The organism is Bradyrhizobium sp. UNPA324 (assembly GCF_006658635.1).
In the GTDB taxonomy this organism is placed as follows: Bacteria; Pseudomonadota; Alphaproteobacteria; order Rhizobiales; family Xanthobacteraceae; genus Bradyrhizobium; species Bradyrhizobium nanningense.
Map to the genome: position 1 here is coordinate 3,444,846 of NZ_LFJD01000004.1, position 17,676 is coordinate 3,462,521.

The window sequence follows — 17,676 nt, forward strand, 5'->3', positions numbered from 1 at the left end:
CCATGTACACCCACGAGAAGGTCACGCTATCCGTGGTCGCGAAGAGCATCGCGCGCCTAATTGAACACCCTTTTGTAGGGGAATTTGATCCAAGAGCACATGTCGCCGGTCATTTTTTCTTCGTTCCCAGCGACACGCTGATGCGCGATGAAGCTCAGGATCTTGGTATTCATTCTTCACATCAGCTCTATGGCGCGGTGGTGCCCTACCCCTTCGTCAAGACCAAAGCGATCACGCATCGCCTGGTTGCCACGCACGCGGCATGCCCCTCTGGCTGGTCATCAGCATTCGCGGATGGTGTCCATAGTGCGGTTCTTCCGGGGTTCACGGCATTTTCCGCTGACGATGCAAGATTGGCCGCCGAACGAATCTTGACGCTGGGGACAGTTCACCTGAAGGAGCCGCTGGGCGACGGCGGTCACGGGCAAGCCGTTGTCAGGAGCCTGGGTGAACTGGAAGCGTATTTAGAGAATTTCCCCGCTGAGAAGCTCGCCTCTCATGGCCTGGTGCTCGAGACCAACCTGCGTCGCGTCATGACCCGAAGCGTCGGCTCCACCACCATCGGAAATCGGTCGATCGCCTACCATGGCACACAGCGTACGGTTACGAACAATCACGGACTCTCGGTCTACGGAGGCTCGCATCTCATTTGTGTTCGAGGCGGCTGGTCAGCACTTGAGGGTCTTCCCATGGAAGCCGAAGCTAGGCTCGCCGTGAAACAAGCTCGAATATACGACCGCAACGCTGCCAAATTTCCCGGTTTCCTGGCCTCACGCCGCAACTACGACGTCGGACAAGGCATTGACGAGCACGGACAGTGGCGATCCGGCGTGTTCGAGGCCTCCTGGCGTTCGGGTGGCGCAAGCACTGCGGAACTCGCCGCTCTGACTGCCTTCGCCAATGATCCGGGCCTACAGGTGGTCGAGACTGCGTCCGTCAAGGAATATGGAAAGCCGCGCAAAATCCCGGTTGGCGCCGCCATCCATTTCCACGGTGACGATCCGGAGGAGGGACCACTGGTCAGATACACGACGGCGATACGGGCGCTGTGCCAAGTGGCGTAAGCTTGTCAAACGATGCCGGAAGTACCTCTAGCACCTGCCGCGTCACGCGGCCCGCCATCGCGGGTGCATACGATGCAGGACAAGGCGGGCCAGCGTTAATATAGCCAGGGTTCCTACCGCAGCGATGACCGCGAAATGAGGCATTGCTATCGTCAGGCCAATGCATCCCACGATTCCGTACCACGAGATGATCGAGGGATAGAGGCGCTTCCGAACCGGTAGATTCAACGCAGCAAAATGCGTGATGAAATACCACACGAGCATAAAGGAGCCGCCGACTTCGATGAGGGGCCGAAGATCAAAGATGAAGGCGGCGCTTGCGCTGAGCACGCCAAGGCAGATGACCGCATGACGCGGCGTCCGCGATCGCTGGTGAATTTTTCCCAACCAACTGGGAAGCTCGTGGGCCTCTGCCATCGGCAGCACGACGCGCGAAGCACTCAGGAGATCGCCCAAGATCTCCGCAAGCGCGGCAGCGATCGCGCCTGCCAAGATGACCCATTTGCCCCACGGGCCGATTGCCTTTAGCGCCGCTGCGAGCAGCGGGGTATCCTGCGCCCCGACGTCGTCGGGCCCGAGCACGCCGAGGGTAATCGCGGCCGCACCGACAAACATGACCGCCGCGATTGCTACACCTCCAATGATGGCGATCGGAATAGTGCGACGCGGATCTTTGACCTCCCCGGCCATGATGGCCATTCGCATAAAGCCGTCCCAGGTCCAAAAAAAGATAGCCGCGCCACTGGCGATGCCCATCAGTCCATTGGCCCCTAAGACTGGAACGAAGTGACCCTGCTCGATCCCGTGCAGCGAGAACGCTCCATATATCGACAGCACAGCGATGACGAACAGCAGGAGACTGATGAGCACCCGCGAGGTCAGCTGGATCCCAAACAGGTTCAGAATGGTGATAGTCACGACCGCAGCCGCCGCGACGAAGTGAACGGGAATCGCCGGAATGACCTGCCCCAGGTAAGTGGCGAAGGCGAGTGCGATGACACTGACCGAGATCAGATTTTTGCCGAGATATCCGCAGCCCGCAATGAAGCCGAGCGTAGGCTGGTGGACATCGCGTGCCCATGTGAAAGCGCCGCCTTCGGTCGGATTGTTCGCACCCAATTGTGCGGCGCTGATGCCGGTCGCAAGGGCAACACTGCCGCCGAGGAGTATGGCAATCAGGATGCCGCTCCCCGCGGCTGCGGTGGCAGCACCGATGGTGGCAAAGATACCGATGCCAACCATCATCCCGGCTGTGAAGAGTGTAGCCGTGATCGGCCCAAGCTCGCGCCTTAAGCTCTGTTGTCGTGCATTCTTGCCCATGCGAGTTTGTCCGGACGGGCTCGCGGCTTCGGGAGTTCATGCAGCGCAGCGCGAACGCAATCCTTCTAATGTCCAGGCGCGTCGCATAGCGCTAACGCTCCGGCCGTTCACTACCTGCCAGGAAAGTCAGTGGACCTTCTCATGCAGAATGTAAAAAACGAATCGAACCCTTGGTCAGTTCCTCGCCGGAACATTGCCGTTGCGGCGCTACATCGCCGGGAGCTTCCGCGGCCAGCACAATCGCTAGCGAGCACCGACCGCTGCCATCAGGAGCGCAAAATCGCAGAACATCGTAGTTTGGCGTACAAAATCGTGCAAATGGCGGAGGGAGAGAATCTATAAAAAAACTTGCTCGACTGCTGCTGCTCAGATCCTCTCGCTAGGCGAGAGGGATGGGATTTCCCGGCCTCTCCGCGTACCGCCGCGGGTCTAGACTGCCGTTGGACGCGGCATCGTTGTACCTGCACAGGCTAATCCAGACGCGCGCAACCCTGCCCGGCTAGCCATTGGATGGCAAAGCCAAACAACACCTGGGCAGGCGGTACAAGCCCGCCTAGAGTTCCCCCAGCGGCTTCCTCCAACCAGCCAAGACTTGATTCCAGGGGCTCCTTTAGGTGGCCCCTCAATGGGCTCCGCGGACCGGTGAGGGCGACGGATTTTCGAAATCCTGCGCGGCTTTGTCTTGTTTGCCGACCAAGCCGGCTTATTTTCGGAGCGGCCAGCACTCGCTACCTTCGACTGCTATTTCAAAAAGCGACTAGAAGATAGGAGGAGAGCATGAAATTCCGTCCGCTTCACGACCGGGTCGTGGTCAAGCGCATCGACGCGGAAGAGAAGACCGCCGGTGGCATCATCATTCCCGACACGGTCAAAGAAAAACCCTCCCAGGGTGAAGTCATCGCCGTTGGCCCCGGCGGTCGTGACGAAAACGGCAAGCTGATCCCGATCGACGTCAAGGTCGGTGACCACGTGTTGTTCGGCAAGTGGTCGGGCACCGAGATCAAGATCGGCATCCAGGAGCTGTTGATCATGAAGGAGAGCGACATCATGGGCGTTCTCACCGACGTGTCTTCCAAGAATAAGAAGGCCGCCTAATCCGTCGCTCAAGCGCCTGTCGAGCGCCTCATCAAGGGTGATGACTAAGTCAAAAACTCAGGGAAACCCACTATGTCAGCCAAAGAAGTCAAATTCGGAGTCGAGGCCCGCGACCGCATGCTGCGCGGTGTCGACATCCTCCACAATGCGGTAAAAGTGACGCTCGGTCCGAAGGGACGCAACGTCGTGCTCGACAAGTCGTTCGGCGCTCCCCGTATTACCAAGGATGGCGTCACCGTCGCCAAGGAGATCGAGCTCGAGGACAAGTTCGAGAACATGGGCGCCCAGATGGTGCGCGAAGTCGCCTCCAAGTCCGCAGACGCGGCTGGCGACGGCACCACCACCGCGACCGTGCTCGCCGCTGCGATCGTCCGTGAAGGCGCCAAGTCGGTTGCCGCCGGCATGAACCCGATGGATCTGAAGCGCGGTATCGACATGGCCGTGGAAGCCGTGGTCTCCGATCTCGTCAAAAACTCCAAGAAGGTCACCTCGAACGAGGAAATCGCCCAGGTCGGCACGATTTCAGCCAATGGCGATGCGGAGATCGGCAAGTTCATCGCCGACGCGATGAAGAAGGTGGGCAACGAGGGTGTCATCACCGTTGAAGAAGCCAAGTCGCTCGAGACCGAACTCGAAGTTGTCGAGGGCATGCAGTTCGACCGTGGCTACATCTCGCCCTACTTCGTCACCAACCCCGATAAGATGCGCGTTGAAATGGATGATGCCTACGTCCTCATTAATGAGAAGAAGCTATCTCAGTTGAATGAACTACTTCCCTTGTTGGAAGCGGTGGTGCAGAGCGGCAAGCCGCTTGTGATTATCGCCGAAGACGTCGAAGGCGAAGCGCTCGCCACCCTCGTTGTCAACCGTCTCCGCGGCGGCCTGAAGGTCGCCGCCGTCAAGGCGCCGGGCTTCGGCGATCGCCGCAAGGCCATGCTGCAGGACATCGCGATCCTGACCGGCGGCCAGGCGATCTCGGAAGACCTTGGCATTAAGCTCGAGAACGTCACGCTCAACATGCTCGGTCGCGCCAAGAAGGTCATGATCGACAAGGAGAACACCACGATCGTCAGCGGCGCCGGCAAGAAGGCCGACATCGAGGCGCGGGTCTCCCAGATCAAGGCGCAGATCGAGGAGACCACCTCGGACTACGACCGTGAGAAGCTCCAGGAGCGTCTTGCCAAGCTCGCAGGCGGCGTCGCGGTGATTCGCGTCGGCGGCGCGACCGAGGTCGAGGTGAAGGAGCGCAAGGATCGCGTTGATGACGCGATGCATGCGACCCGCGCGGCGGTCGAGGAAGGCATCGTCCCGGGCGGCGGCGTCGCCCTGCTCCGTGCCTCCGAGCAGCTCAAGGGCCTGCGCACCAAGAACGACGACCAAAAGACCGGCGTCGAGATCGTGCGCAAGGCGCTGTCGGCTCCCGCTCGCCAGATCGCGATCAACGCCGGTGAAGACGGCTCGGTGATCGTCGGCAAGATCCTGGAGAACAAGGCCTACAATTACGGCTTCGACTCCCAGACCGGCGAATATGCCGACCTCGTCAAGAAGGGCATCATCGACCCGACCAAGGTGGTCCGCACCGCGATCCAGAACGCAGCCTCGGTGGCCGCGCTCCTGATCACCACGGAAGCCATGGTCGCCGAGCTGCCCAAGAAGGGCGGCGCCGGCCCGGCAATGCCCCCCGGCGGCGGCATGGGCGGCATGGACTTCTAAGTCCAGCTACCTCAAAGACTACGAAACCCCGGCAGCGATGCCGGGGTTTTTGTTTTGAGGACCGTCATTCCGGGGCGCGACGAAGTCGCGCCCTGGAATGACGAGAGGAGAGGCCCTTGCCTCACCGCACCTTGCCCAGCCGCTCCATGCGCGGCTCGCCGTCTTCGTCCAGCGACCAGAAGATCCGCGTCACCTTGCCGACCAGATTGTCCATCGGCACGAAACCGAACGTCGGCATGCGGCTGTCGGTGGAATTGTCGCGGTTGTCGCCGAGCACGAAGACATGGCCCGGCGGCACCGTGAAGACGTTGGTGTTATCGAGATAGCCGCTGTCGATGCAGTCGTTGGTGACGTAGGACGCGCCGTTCGGCAGCGTCTCGCGCCAGCGCTTGACCTTCGCCTCGTCATCGCCTCCGCAGCTGGTACCGGCCCGCTTCGCCTCCAGCGCGACGCGCGTCACCGGACGGTCGTTGAGGACGAGCCGGCCCTGCCGCATCTGAATGCGGTCGCCGGGCAGCCCGACCACGCGCTTGACATAGTCGGCCGAATTGTCCTTCGCCGTCCGGAACACGACGATGTCGCCGTATTCTGGGTCGGCGGCGAGGATGCGGCCCGAGATCCAGGACGGCGCGAAGGGGACGGAATAGCGCCCGTAGCCGTAGGCATATTTCACGGCGAAGACGTAGTCGCCGACCATGAGCGTCGGCGCCATCGAACTGGAGGGGATGCTGAACGGCTGATACAGGACGAAGCGAAACAGGATCAGCGGCGACCATAGCAACGGGACCAGCAGGATCAGGATGAGAATTGCCTTCCATTCGCGCGATTGCGCCCGCGAGGGCCGGATCGTTTGCGAAAGACTGGTCATGCGCTCACCCCGGTCAAGTCTCGTCGCGAGATTACGCAACCTTGGCGCGCGCGCAATCCCGCCGAACGTCAAACTTGGTCGCACGTCGCGCTGACGGCGTTCAATGCGAAGGCCACGAACGTCGCCGGCAGTCAGTCCTGTGGGAGGTCCTTGAAGCACTGCCGGACCCAGTCGATCGTCACGCGCGTCGCTGCGTCGCGCTTGAGATGGTTCTGCACCAGGAGCCAGACGTCGCGTCGCTTCGGCAGCAGCGTGGCGCGCAGGCGGCGATCGCCGAGCAGATCCGCACAACTATACTCCGGCAACACGCCGGCGGCCTGATGCGCGCGGACCAAATTGCGGATGACCCGCACGTTGTCGGTGACGCAACGGGCGCGGATTTTCCTGGTGCGCAGGAATTGCATCTCGGGAATGGCACCCAGCTCGTCCGGATAGGCGCAGAGCATCGGCTCGCCTTCGGTGGCAACAGGCTCGAAATAATAGAGCTTGATGTCGCCGAGCCTCGAGATTGCAAAGTCGCCCTTGTCGGGCTTGCGCAGGCGGATCGCGAGATCGGCTTCCCACCGCGAGAACTTGACGTTCTCACTCGAGGTGAGGAACTGCAGCATCAAGCCGGGATTGGCGCGCAGGAAATCGCTCGCGCGCGGCGACAGCACCTGCTCGGCGACCGTGTTGGTGGATGCAATGCGCAGGCGCCCCACGGGACCTTCCACGCTCTCACCAAGACGACCGATCTCGGCGGCATGCGCGGCCATCGCCTCGACATGCGCCAGCACCGCCTCACATTGCCGCGTCGGTTTGCGAACGCCGTCGGCAGCCTCGAACAGGCGCAAGCCCAACGCACGCTCGATGCGCGACAGCCGACGCCCGACCGTGGTCTCGTCGATGCGCAGGCGTGCGCTGGCGCCGGCATAGGTGCCCTCGTCCCTGACGGCGGCGATGATGCGCAGATCGTCCCAGTTCATCGGGTGAGGTTACATCGACCGCGACGAGCCTGCAATATCGCAGCCACCCGCTGCAATCTCCCTGCATATCGGCAGGCAGCCCCGGGGCTATGTTGGCCCTGCCATTCGCTCCCGGAGATTCCAAGATCATGACGACCGCAAAGACCCTGCTGCAGCTCGCCGGCGCCGATCTTACCCCGCCGCGTCTTACCGACGCTGCGCTGGTGCTGATCGACATTCAGAACGAATATCTCGCAGGCCCCCTCGCCTTGCCGGACGCCAGGCCCGCGATTGCGCGCGCGGCTGCCCTGCTGGCAAAGGCCCGCGCGGCCAATGCCGCGATCATTCACATCGCCCATCGCGGCAAGGCGGGTGGTCTGTTCGATCGCAGCGCCGACCGCGGTGCCATTGTCGCCGAGCTGACGCCGCAAGCCGGCGAGCTCGTGATCGAAAAGGAGCTGCCCAACTCGTTTGCCGGCACCGATCTGAAGGCGCGTCTTGACGCGATCGACAGGAAAAACATCGTGCTGGCCGGCTTCATGACCCATATGTGCGTTAGCTCCACTGCACGTGCCGCGCTCGACCTCGGCTTTCGCGCGACGATCGATGCCGATGCCTGCGCCACGCGCGACCTGCCCAACGGGCGCGGCGGCACGCTGGACGCCCGGACCATTCACGAGGTTGCGCTCGCCGAACTATCCGACCGCTTCGCGATCATCGCGCGCGGCGATGCGCTGACATAAGGGAGCAAAGCGATGCTGCAACTCTACTTCTCGCCGATGGCCTGCTCGCTCTCGAGCCGCATCGCGCTGATGGAAGCAGGTCTGGATGCGAGCTATCATCAGGTGCATCTCTGGACCAAGAAAATCGTGGACGACGACGGTGATTTTCGCGGCATCAGCCCTAAGGGCGCGGTACCGGTGCTGGTGCTGGACAACGGCGAACGCCTGACGGAAAGCGCGGCGGTGCTGCAATACATCGCCGATTTGAACCCCAAGAGCGGCCTCGCGCCTCGGCCGGGCGATGTCGATCGCTACCGCTTGCAGGAATGGCTGAGCTTCATCGGCTCAGAGATCCACAAGGCATTCCTGTTTCCGACCTTCTGGTACAAGGACGACGGCTCGCTGGCCAAGCCGCGGGCAAGGATCGCACAGACATTGTCGGTGCCGGCGGAGCATCTGGCGGAGCGCGAATTCCTCGTCGGCAACAGCTTCACCGTCGCGGACGCACACCTCACCTGGGCCCTGCTGCTGCTCCGTCCCGCGGGAATCGACATCGCGCGATGGCCATCCTTGTCGGCCTATCTCGAGCGCATGCAGACGCGGCCGGCAGTGCGGAGCGCGATCGCGACCGAGATGGCGCTGCGCAAGGCGATGGCAGCGTGAGCGCGCCTCACTCCACCCGCGCCAGCACCGCGAGCTTGCGGATGCCCTTGTTACGGTAGGCGTCGAGGAACGCGTAATAGTCCTTGAACGACACGCAGCCGTTGGAATCGCCGTTCGGCCCGAGCATGAAGGTATGGGCGAGCAGGCCGTCGCGGCCGTAGATCGCGCTCTCGCCGCCGATCGGGGTCAGGCGCAGCGCCGGCACGCCGTGGAACAGCGCCTCGCGCGGCTTCAGCGTGTAGATGTGCGGCGGTGTCACGCCGCGCATGCGGGTGCGCTGCGAGCGCGGATCGTCGAGATTCGAGCCGAGGCCGGAATGCGCCTCGAGCTTGGTGCCGTCAGGCAGATAAACCGTCTTGGCGGTGATGTCGTAGACGGCAGTGTCGCGCTCATAGGGCGGCGCGCCGCCGAACATCGGGTTCTGCTCCTTCGGAGCGATAGACGCGGTGATGCTGGCATCGGCCGAGGCATAGGCCAGGAGCCCGCCGGACGGCTCGCGCTTGCCCCAGAGTTTTTCGACCATCGACTGGCGCGGACCGGTGATCGACATCACCGCGGCCTTGGCGCGGTCCGCGAACGACTTCTTCGCTTCGGGTGCCGGCACGATCTGGGCCGGATCGGCCGACGCAAGCTGGATCTGAGCATCCGGAGCGCGCTTGGTCTTGTCCGCGGTCTTGTCAGCAATCTTGGCCGGGGCCGACGGCTTCAGCGCTTCCGCAACCTTGGCGATCACGCTCTGCTTCGGCGGATCCTTGGCTACCGCAACCTGGGTCGCCGGCGCCGCGCTGGCCGCGTTCGAGGCCACACCTTGGGTCGCAGCTGCGGCAAAGCGCTCGTTGAACATCTCGCGCGAGATCGGGGCGGCGACCTGCAACCGGTCAGGCAGGAGCGCAAAAGCTTCCTTGATGGCGTCGCCCGCCTCGCGTAGCGCGACCTTGGGCGCCCGCTTGATCACGGGCTCGTCGTAGCCAATGCTGCCGACGGTCGGGTAGACGCTCGCGCCAAAGACGTTGCTGTAGATGGTCCAGCCGGCGCCCATCATGGCGCAGCCGATCGCCGCGGCGCCGAGCCAATTGGTCGTGGTCATTTTCCGGGAAGGCTTCCGAAGAGAATTCTTGGACTTCCGTGCCGCGTAACTATGCGCAGCGATACTCGTACTCATTCGCCTTGCGTCCAGGACGGTGTCACTCAGTCCCCCTTCAAAGTGCCGCTGGTCACGATCCGGGAACAGCATCTCGCAGAGGGTCGGAGCGTCATTAAGGCGACTTTTAGTTAAATGCGGATTAAGTTCGGGCAGATGTGGGGCGGCTCGTCAACGCTGTCTCATTCTGAGAAAAAAGCCCGCAGAACTACGGACTTAGGCGCGTCTGTTAACCATCATTCTCGGCCGGATCGGCGCATTCAGCAGACGTCTCTAGCCGCCTTCTTAAGCGCATCCAACCAAGTCCTTTTCGTGGTCTTCAATGCCCGGACGATAACGGGGAAGCGTTGCGCGAGGCTGGCGTTGCGATGGGTCCCTTCCCCTCTCTCGGCGCCGGCGGTAGACGCTCCCGCGTCGCACGCGGCGCGGTGTCCTCAACGTGGTACGGCCCCCTGACCGAAAGTTGATCGCACCGGACTGGCAAATGCCGCAGCGGCGAAATAGCTGCGAGGACGGCACTTTTCAGCAGCCTCTGCGTGTGATACGGTACCGTATCAACATTGCCTCGAACTGTGCCAAGCACGCAAACGGAGGCTGGCATGAATGGGGTCGCGCGCGCCGGGTTTTACGCTCTCGCATGGTCGTTTCTGTTGATCGGCTCTGCAAGTGCACAGCCCGCTGCCAATGCGGGCTGCACGGCATCGCCATCCACCGCAGGGACACAAGTGTGGCGGTGCGACAACGGGATCACCATTGTCGCAGAAAACGGCGCCAGATTTGAACTAAAGGACGCCAACCGCGACGGACATATAGACTCCGTCGAGTTGAGCAGCAGAGCGCTGCTGGTCGAAGTGCCCAAAAAGGCGGGCGGCAACCCCTTCAAGGTGCTGACGCCGCAGGCGATCGCCGCGGTGCGCGGCACCAGATGGGCCGTCGATGTCGCTGAGGCCAAGACCTCCGTCTTCGTCGCTGACGGCCGTGTCGGCGTCAATCGCAGGAGCCGCGGGCGCGGCGTCGTTCTTGGCCCCGGCGAAGGCGTCGACGTGGAAGCGACCGGCCCATTGACCGTCAAGACATGGGGCCAGCCGCGCGTCGACACGCTCATGAGAAGGCTTGGTCAATAAGGTTTCGCCGGTAAGACGTAGAACAAAGAAGATTGCAGTACCTAGTGACTAGACGCGTTCAGATCCTGGTGGCCCTCGTCCTCACCGCGCTGTGGGGGGCGGGCATCTATGCCGCGCATGCCACCGGCCATCTCCGTTTTCTCGACCGCCTCGAGGCAACGCTGACCGATTGGCGGACCCAGGTCCGCGGCGTGCAGCGTCCGCCCGATCTCGTCACCATCGTCGCGATCGACGATACCGTGGTGAAGCGCGGCGGCAGCTATCCGCTGCCGCGTGCCGACCTCGCCCGCGTCGTCGACACCATCGTGCAGTTCAAGCCGAAGGTCGTCGCGATCGATCTCCTGCTCGTCGACCGCAGCGCCGCGATCGGTGACGCGACGCTCGCCAACACGCTTGCCACCGGCCCCATGGTTCTGGCCGCCGCAGCGATCTTCCCGTCCGCCAGCGAGACCGTGGAGCCGAGCAGCGCGGGTCCCCTCGCCATGCTGCCGCAGGCCGAACGCTTCCTGCTGCCGTTGCCGCCGTTCGCTGACCACGCTGAGGTCGGCGTCGTCAATGTCGCGACGGGACAGTCGGGCTCGCCGCTCTCGGTGCCGATGCTGTTCCGGACGCAGGACAAGGTCGAACTGTCGTTCCCCCTGCGCGTCGCCAGCCGCGCGCTCGACAAGCCGCTGACGATCACCTCGGATCATCTCATGCTCGGGGACCGTGCGGTGCCGACCGACAGCGAATTCGCGCTGCCGATCACCTATTACGGTCCGCGGCGCACCATCCGCACCGTCAGCGCACAGAGCATCTTCGACGGCACGCTCGATCGCGCGGCGATCGAGAACCGGATCGTCGTGATCGGCGCCTCGGTCGCCGGCGGTGGCGACTTTTATCCCACACCGTTCGATTCCCTGATGCCCGGCGTCGAGGTGGTCTCGACTGCGATCACGCATCTCGTGGCCGGCGACGGTATCGTGCGCGATCACAGGGTTCGTATCGCCGACGCGCTCGCTGCGATCCTGTTGCCGATGCTGCTGGTCGGCCTGCTCGCCTGGCGGCGCAGCGCGCTCGGCATCGTGGCGGCGGCCGCTCTGATGATCGCCTGGGCCGGCCTCAATGCGTTCGCGTTCACGCATGGCCTCTGGCTGAATGCGGCAACCACGCTCGCCGCCGCAGTGCCCCCGGTTGCGATCTTTGCCGGTGTCCAGCTGTGGGCCGGAGGCCGCCGCACGCAATATCTCGCCGCCAAGAGCAGGTCGCTCGCCCAGTTCCAGGCACCCGCGGTGCAGGAGTGGCTGGCGCGCGATCCCAATTTCCTGTCCAAGCCCGTCCGGCAAAACGCAGCCGTGGTTTTCATCGATCTCTCCGGCTTCACGGGCGTGAGCGAACAGACCGATCCGGACGCGATCCAGGAGATCCTGAAGGCATTTCACGCGCTGATCGACAAGATTGCGGTCGATTGCGGCGGCACCATCACCGGCTTTCTCGGCGACGGCGCCATGATCCTGTTCGGGCTTCCGGGCGCGAGGCCCGATGATTCGGCGCGCGCGCTGAAATGCGCGATCGACCTGCATCGCAGCGTCGAACGCTGGATCGCCTCGCTGCCATCGGCCATCGGCGATCGGCTCGGTTTCAAGATCGGCGCCCATTTCGGCGAGATCGTCGCCTCGCGCCTTGGCGAAAGCCACCAGCACATCACCGCGACCGGCGACACCGTCAACGTCGCAAGCCGGCTGATGGAGGTGGCCGTCCAGAACGGAGCGCGGCTCGCGCTGAGCGATACGCTGCTGGATACGGCCGACTTCCACGGGGCTCCCGACGGCGTTCTGTCGGGCCCCCTGCTCGCCCAGGTCCGCGGCCGCTCAGGCGTCGTGACCGTGTGGTTCTGGCGCGATCAGGACAGGCCCACGCAGGCCGCGGCCGAGGCCGAGGCGATCGACTGAGATGGATTACCTTGCTTCCGGCGGCGGTGAGCGGTCGAGCACGTCGCCCTTGGCGCCCTCCAGCAGGTCGATGCCGTAGGTCTCGACCACGAGCGGGCCGCGCTTGCGCTGCAATTGCGCGACCTGCGTGACGTTCGCAAAGAGCTCGTTAAGGAGGGGGTGACCGTCGGGACGCAACTCGTCGACATAGAGCAGCTTGCCCGCAAGCAATTTTGGATCGGGTTCGCCCATGTTGACCCAGCGGATGCGCTGGTTCTGCTGCAGCACGCAGGTGCCACGCGGCAAATAGAAGGCGAGCCAGCCCGTGGTGCCGTAGTCCTGCGCGAGCACGCAGCTCGCGCCATGGCGCGCGCGCTCGGCCTCGATCCCCGCAGCGAGCTCGCGCCAGCCGACGCCGACGCTGCGCACGGTCGCATCGCGGCGATAGCCCGACAGCCAGCCGGTGTTGGCCTGCACGATGAGCGCAGCAAACATCACGATGCCCGCAGGCGCGGCCCAGCGCAGGCAGAAATCCACCAGGCGCCGCGCACGCGGCTTCCACTGCACGAGATCGGCGGCGACCGCAGCAGCAATCACGAAGGGCGGATAGACCGGCGCGAACCAATTGGCCTCGACGCGGGCATGCAGCGAATGCCAGACGAAATAGACGACGATGGTCCAGAACATCGCTTCGATCAGCACGCGCGAGGCCAGCGCGCCGGCGCGCTGCCAAGTCAGCGCATGCAGACCCATCGCGCCGAGAATGAAGACCAGCGGGGTTGCGAACGCGATCTGGGTCGGGATCAGCTCGGCGATGAAGACCGGGCGGAAGTCCTCGATCTTCGCACGGCCGAGCTGCTTTGCGAACGAGACCCATTGATGGTCCGCATTCCAGAGGATCACGGGCGCGAACAGCGCGAGCGCAACGAGGCCGCCGAGATAGGGCCAGGGCGAGAGAAACCAGCGCCGCAGCTTCGGCACGAAAGCGAGCCAGATCAGGATCGCTGCGCCAAAGAACATCGCGGTGTATTTCGACAGCAGCGCCGCGCCGACGGCCGCGCCGACCGCGAGCCACCAGACGCCGCGGCCGGTCTCCAGCACCTTGGCAAGGAAGAACAGCACGAAGCTGGAGGCAACCAGCAGCGGCGCATCCGGCGTCACGATCAGCGTGCCGACGGAGGCCAGCAGCGTCACGTTGAGCAGGATGGCGCTGGTCGCGGCGACACGTACCCCGCCGAACAGGATCGCCGCGGAGCGGTAGATCGCATAGCTCATCGGCAGCGCCAGCAGGATCGAGACGAGACGGACGCCGAGCTCGGTATCGCCGGCGATCATGGTGCCGGCGCGGATCACGTAAGCCACCATCGGCGGGTGGTCGTAATAACCCCCGGCCAGGTTCTTCGACCACATCCAGTAATAGGCTTCGTCGAAGGTGATCGGCGTGAAGGCGGCCGCGACGAGCCGTAAGCCGACCAGCGCGAGAATCAGCAGCGCGGTATTGCGGACGATCCGCGCGTCAGCCCCGCCCATATCGCGCTATTTCTTGCGCCAGACGAACAGGCCGGACATCGCGTAGTTCCACACCACGCCCATCAGCGCACCGGCCATGCCGGCCAGCCACCAGATCGGCTCCTGGTCGTAGACCGAGAAGGCGACGCCGACATTGGCGAGCAGTCCGACGCTGCAGACGATGTAGAAGGCGATCAGGCCGCGCAGCAGCGCAAAACCCTTCAGCCGCTGGTCGCGATAGGTGAGGAAGTTGTTGAGGATGAAATTGCTGGTCATGGCGACGATGGCGCCGGCGGCCTGCGCCTCCGCAAACGGCACCTTGAACAACTGAAGCGCGATGAACAGCGTGGTCAAGTGCACGACGAGGCCGATGCCGCCGACCATCGCGAACAGGATGAAGCGCAGCGAGACGATGTCATTGCTCAGCTTGGCGAGCACAAGGCCGAGGAAGTCGAGCGCAACCATGGAATCGAGCTTGCTCTCGCCGTGCTGGCGGGCGCCGAAGGTGTAGGGAATCTCGACCGCCCGCAAGGTGCCATGCGCGGTCGCGACGACGTCGAGCAGGATCTTGAAGCCGTGCACGGAAAGCTTTGGCGCGAGCTGTTCGAACCGATCGCGTCGGATCATGAAGAAGCCGCTCATGGGATCGGCGATCTCGACCCGGAGCATCTTCCTGGCGACCTCGGTTGCCAGCGCGCTGGCGCCGGCGCGCTGCTTGTTGAAGCCTTCGCTCTTGTAGCCCTCGATGTAGCGGCTGCCGACCACAAGGTCGGCCTGGTCGCTCGCGAGCAGCAACAGCATCTTCGGCAGCTGCGTCTCGTCGTGCTGGAGATCGGCATCGATCACGGCGACAAAGGGCGCGCTGGACGCCAGGATACCCTCGATGCAGGCGCCTGACAGACCGCGGCGGCCGATGCGGCGGATACAGCGCACGCGGCTATCCTGCTGCCCCAGCGCGCGCACGACGTCCCAGGTGCCGTCGGGCGAATTGTCGTCGACGAACACGACCTCCCAAGCGACGTTGGCGAGCGTTGCCTCGAGGCGCCGGTACAGCACCGTGACATTGTCGCGCTCGTTGAAGGTCGGGACGATGACCGACAGTTCCGGGCCCTCTTGAGCCTGCTGCGGAATGTCGGAGCCCGGTCTGATCGCTTCATTCATGACGGCAGCGTATATCTGCCGCATCCTGCGCTGCCAAGCCGGGGGGTCTGTGGGAAACGCCCCAAAAGGGGCCCCAAAATGCCAACGACCCCGGAACGGCGGGCCGCGCGTACATCCGGCGCAAGCCCAAGCTATTCCAAGGTCGTCCCAGCGCCGGAGTTTTTGCTCAACGTCGCCGTTAGGGGCTAGATAGGAACGGCAAGACCGCTCCGCAAGGGGCCGGAAACCGGAATTCTTGTGCCCTATTGGTTGGGCACTTCCCGGATGATCGGGCCCCGCGGCGCCGGCGCGGCGGGGGCTGCGGGTGCCGCAGTCGGGGCCGGCTCGACCTTTGCCGGTTTGGGCGGCTTGCCGTACTGGCCAATCGGCCCGAACACGACGGCGACTGCAAGCACGATTGCGGCAACGATCGCGCCCAAAATGCCCCCCACCGACTCAGACGCCATGGAAACCCATCCCTGTCCCAGATGCGCCCTGTGATACCACGGATGCGCGAGGCGCCGGAAGGGCCACCACGTCCTTACTTCGTCGGCGGCCTGTGCTTGACGAAGGCCGTCACGATGTCCTTCTGCGCGGACTCCACCGCCCTGTTCGCGGTCGCGAGATGGGCGCCGGCATCGATGTCAGGATATTGCGTGGTGAGATAGTCGAGCAGCGCCACCCGGTAATATTGCCGCTCCGACGGACAGGCGGTCGCGACCGAACGGCCAAAATCCTGTTCCGTCATTCCCTGATTGGCCTCGCGGGAATATTCCCGCGCCAGGCAATGCCAGTAATCGTCGCGGCCCAGCTGGGCGTGCTTCTGCGCACCCTTGGCATCGTCGTCACCCGCCATGACTGAAGACATCATGGCAGCAGATGTCATCATGACGAGCGCCGCTCCCAGCATTGGCATCCGCATCTTGTTCTCCTTCTCGCAGATCGCGCTGCCGAGCTTAGACTGGAGGCGAGAACTGGCCAATCACAACTCGTTTGACTAGGATGAAGTCCCCCTTCCTCGTCGATGCGAGATCCTCCCGTGGCCAAAGCAAAAACCGCGTCCAAAAAAAATGGCAACATCTTCATCGGCATCGGCGGCTGGACCTTCGAGCCGTGGCGCGGCGTGTTCTATCCGGAGAAGCTGGCGCAGGCGAAGGAACTGTCCTACGCGGCCTCGAAGCTGACCTCGATCGAGATCAACGGCACCTATTACGGCTCGCAGAAGCCGGAGAGCTTTCGCAAATGGGCGAGCGAGGTGCCCGACGGCTTCGTATTCTCGGTGAAGGGACCGCGCTTTGCCACCAACCGCCGCGTGCTGGCGGAAGCAGGCGATTCCATCAAGCGGTTCTATGATTCCGGCGTGCTGGAACTCGGCGACCATCTTGGGCCGGCGCTGTGGCAGTTCGCGCCGACTAAGAAATTCGACGGCGCCGATTTCGGCAAGTTCCTGGAGCTGTTGCCGCGCAAGATCGAGGGACGCGCACTGCGCCACGTCGTCGAAGTCCGCCACGACAGTTTCTGCACGCCGGATTTCGTGGCGCTGATCCGCGAGTTCGAAACGCCTGTCGTGTTCGCCGAGCACGGCAAATACCCTGCCATCGCCGACGTCGCCGGCGATTTCGTCTATGCCCGGCTTCAGAAGGGCAATGACGAGATCAAGACCTGCTACCCGCCGAAGCAGCTCGATGCCTGGGCCGAGCGCTTGCAGGCCTGGGCCTCGGGCGGCGAACCGGACGACCTGCCGAAAGTTGACAAGGCCAAGCCGAAGAAGGCGCCGCGCGACGTGTTCGCCTACGTCATCCACGAGGGCAAGGTGCGAGCACCGGCCGGCGCCATGGAACTGATCGCGCGGGTAAGCTGAGGGGGTCCATGGCAAAGGCGAAAGAGCTGTTCACCATCGGCTACGAGCAGACGCCGCCCAAGGCCGTGCTGGACGAATTGGAAGAGGCCGGCGTCAAGCTCGTGGTCGACGTGCGCGCGGTGACGTCGTCGCGCCGCCCGGGCTTTTCCAAGAAGCAGCTTGCGGCGGGGCTCGACGAACGCGGCATCGCCTATGTCCACCTCGCCGCGCTCGGCACCCCGAAGGAAGGCCGCCTCGCCGCACGCAGCGGACAGTACGACGTGCTCGAGAAGATCTTTTCAAAGCACCTGAAGGCGCCCGAAGCCAGGGAAGCAATGGACGAGCTCTCGGCGCTGGTGAAGAAGGCAGGCCCGGTGTGCCTGCTCTGCTACGAGCGCGACCATACCCATTGCCACCGCCAGATGATCGCGGAGATCATCGAGGAGCGCGATGGGGTGACGGTGAGGAATCTGGCGGGGCGGCAGGTGTAGCCAAGAACATCGGCGTGAGCCGTAGCCGTCATCCCGAGGTGCCGGAGCGAAGCGGAGGCCTCGAAGGACGACGGCGTGACCCAAGGTTGCACCTCGGCCGTGCATCCTTCGAGGCTCGCAAGAGCTCGCACC

At 63.7% G+C, this 17,676-nt stretch carries 17 protein-coding genes; 9 read left to right on the forward strand and 8 right to left on the reverse strand.

The features are described from left to right. Nucleotides 1–2 precede the first annotated feature (2 nt). Nucleotides 3–1,064 carry a DUF3182 family protein gene (locus UNPA324_RS16655; protein WP_181769417.1) on the forward strand — a complete coding sequence of 354 codons (1,062 nt, stop codon included), beginning with the start codon at nt 3–5 and terminating at the stop codon, nt 1,062–1,064. A gap of 42 nt (nt 1,065–1,106) precedes the next feature. Here the strand turns inward: UNPA324_RS16655 and UNPA324_RS16660 are convergent, their stop codons facing one another. Further along, nucleotides 1,107–2,384: an APC family permease gene (locus UNPA324_RS16660; protein WP_128919069.1), complete on the reverse strand. Its 1,278-nt coding sequence runs from the start codon at nt 2,382–2,384 to the stop codon at nt 1,107–1,109. Between the two features lie 777 nt (nt 2,385–3,161). Here UNPA324_RS16660 and UNPA324_RS16665 point away from each other — a divergent pair. Both UNPA324_RS16665 and groL read left to right on the forward strand, forming a co-directional pair. Continuing rightward, nucleotides 3,162–3,479 (forward strand): co-chaperone GroES, encoded by a 318-nt coding sequence (locus tag UNPA324_RS16665; protein WP_141935170.1) that lies wholly within the window; start codon nt 3,162–3,164, stop codon nt 3,477–3,479. Between the two features lie 72 nt (nt 3,480–3,551). Beyond that, entirely contained in the window at nt 3,552–5,192 is a 1,641-nt protein-coding gene (gene groL / locus UNPA324_RS16670) for a chaperonin GroEL (RefSeq protein ID WP_141935171.1), read from the forward strand. A 121-nt stretch (nt 5,193–5,313) separates the two neighbouring features. Here groL and lepB read toward each other — a convergent pair whose 3' ends face one another. Both lepB and UNPA324_RS16680 read right to left on the reverse strand, forming a co-directional pair. Further along, nucleotides 5,314–6,060, reverse strand: coding sequence for a signal peptidase I (lepB, locus tag UNPA324_RS16675; RefSeq protein WP_141935172.1), 747 nt, complete (start codon nt 6,058–6,060; stop codon nt 5,314–5,316). A gap of 131 nt (nt 6,061–6,191) precedes the next feature. Next, on the reverse strand, nt 6,192–7,025 hold the full coding sequence (locus UNPA324_RS16680; RefSeq protein WP_128920902.1) for a LysR family transcriptional regulator: 834 nt from the start codon (nt 7,023–7,025) through the stop codon (nt 6,192–6,194). A 128-nt stretch (nt 7,026–7,153) separates the two neighbouring features. On the opposite strand from UNPA324_RS16680, the gene UNPA324_RS16685 reads away from it, so the two are divergent. Next, complete coding sequence (locus UNPA324_RS16685; protein WP_164936444.1) at nt 7,154–7,747, forward strand: cysteine hydrolase family protein; 594 nt, start codon at nt 7,154–7,156, stop codon at nt 7,745–7,747. Between the two features lie 12 nt (nt 7,748–7,759). Beyond that, nucleotides 7,760–8,389 carry a glutathione binding-like protein gene (locus UNPA324_RS16690; RefSeq protein WP_128920900.1) on the forward strand — a complete coding sequence of 210 codons (630 nt, stop codon included), beginning with the start codon at nt 7,760–7,762 and terminating at the stop codon, nt 8,387–8,389. Nucleotides 8,390–8,396: 7 nt separating this feature from the next. Here UNPA324_RS16690 and UNPA324_RS16695 read toward each other — a convergent pair whose 3' ends face one another. Then, nucleotides 8,397–9,476 (reverse strand): DUF2778 domain-containing protein, encoded by a 1,080-nt coding sequence (locus tag UNPA324_RS16695; RefSeq protein ID WP_164936443.1) that lies wholly within the window; start codon nt 9,474–9,476, stop codon nt 8,397–8,399. 653 nt (nt 9,477–10,129) lie between these two features. Between UNPA324_RS16695 and UNPA324_RS16700 the strand changes: the two genes are divergently transcribed. Beyond that, the gene (locus UNPA324_RS16700) at nt 10,130–10,654 is read left to right on the forward strand and encodes a FecR domain-containing protein (protein ID WP_164936442.1); all 525 of its coding nucleotides are present in this window, start codon (nt 10,130–10,132) and stop codon (nt 10,652–10,654) included. A 44-nt stretch (nt 10,655–10,698) separates the two neighbouring features. Further along, nucleotides 10,699–12,585, forward strand: coding sequence for a CHASE2 domain-containing protein (locus UNPA324_RS16705; RefSeq protein WP_128920897.1), 1,887 nt, complete (start codon nt 10,699–10,701; stop codon nt 12,583–12,585). 6 nt (nt 12,586–12,591) lie between these two features. On the opposite strand, the gene UNPA324_RS16710 is transcribed toward UNPA324_RS16705, so the two are convergent. The 4 genes from UNPA324_RS16710 to UNPA324_RS16725 form a co-directional block, all read right to left on the reverse strand. Then, nucleotides 12,592–14,094, reverse strand: coding sequence for a glycosyltransferase family 39 protein (locus tag UNPA324_RS16710; RefSeq protein ID WP_128920896.1), 1,503 nt, complete (start codon nt 14,092–14,094; stop codon nt 12,592–12,594). Nucleotides 14,095–14,100: 6 nt separating this feature from the next. Next, entirely contained in the window at nt 14,101–15,234 is a 1,134-nt protein-coding gene (locus tag UNPA324_RS16715) for a glycosyltransferase family 2 protein (RefSeq protein WP_128920895.1), read from the reverse strand. A gap of 242 nt (nt 15,235–15,476) precedes the next feature. Next, nucleotides 15,477–15,680 carry a hypothetical protein gene (locus tag UNPA324_RS16720; protein WP_128920894.1) on the reverse strand — a complete coding sequence of 68 codons (204 nt, stop codon included), beginning with the start codon at nt 15,678–15,680 and terminating at the stop codon, nt 15,477–15,479. 74 nt (nt 15,681–15,754) lie between these two features. Continuing rightward, nucleotides 15,755–16,135 (reverse strand): hypothetical protein, encoded by a 381-nt coding sequence (locus UNPA324_RS16725; protein ID WP_128920979.1) that lies wholly within the window; start codon nt 16,133–16,135, stop codon nt 15,755–15,757. A 102-nt stretch (nt 16,136–16,237) separates the two neighbouring features. Here UNPA324_RS16725 and UNPA324_RS16730 point away from each other — a divergent pair, with 102 nt between their 5' ends. Continuing rightward, on the forward strand, nt 16,238–17,074 hold the full coding sequence (locus tag UNPA324_RS16730; protein WP_128920893.1) for a DUF72 domain-containing protein: 837 nt from the start codon (nt 16,238–16,240) through the stop codon (nt 17,072–17,074). A gap of 8 nt (nt 17,075–17,082) precedes the next feature. Further along, the gene (locus UNPA324_RS16735) at nt 17,083–17,544 is read left to right on the forward strand and encodes a DUF488 domain-containing protein (RefSeq protein WP_128920892.1); all 462 of its coding nucleotides are present in this window, start codon (nt 17,083–17,085) and stop codon (nt 17,542–17,544) included. Nucleotides 17,545–17,676: the final 132 nt, after the last annotated feature.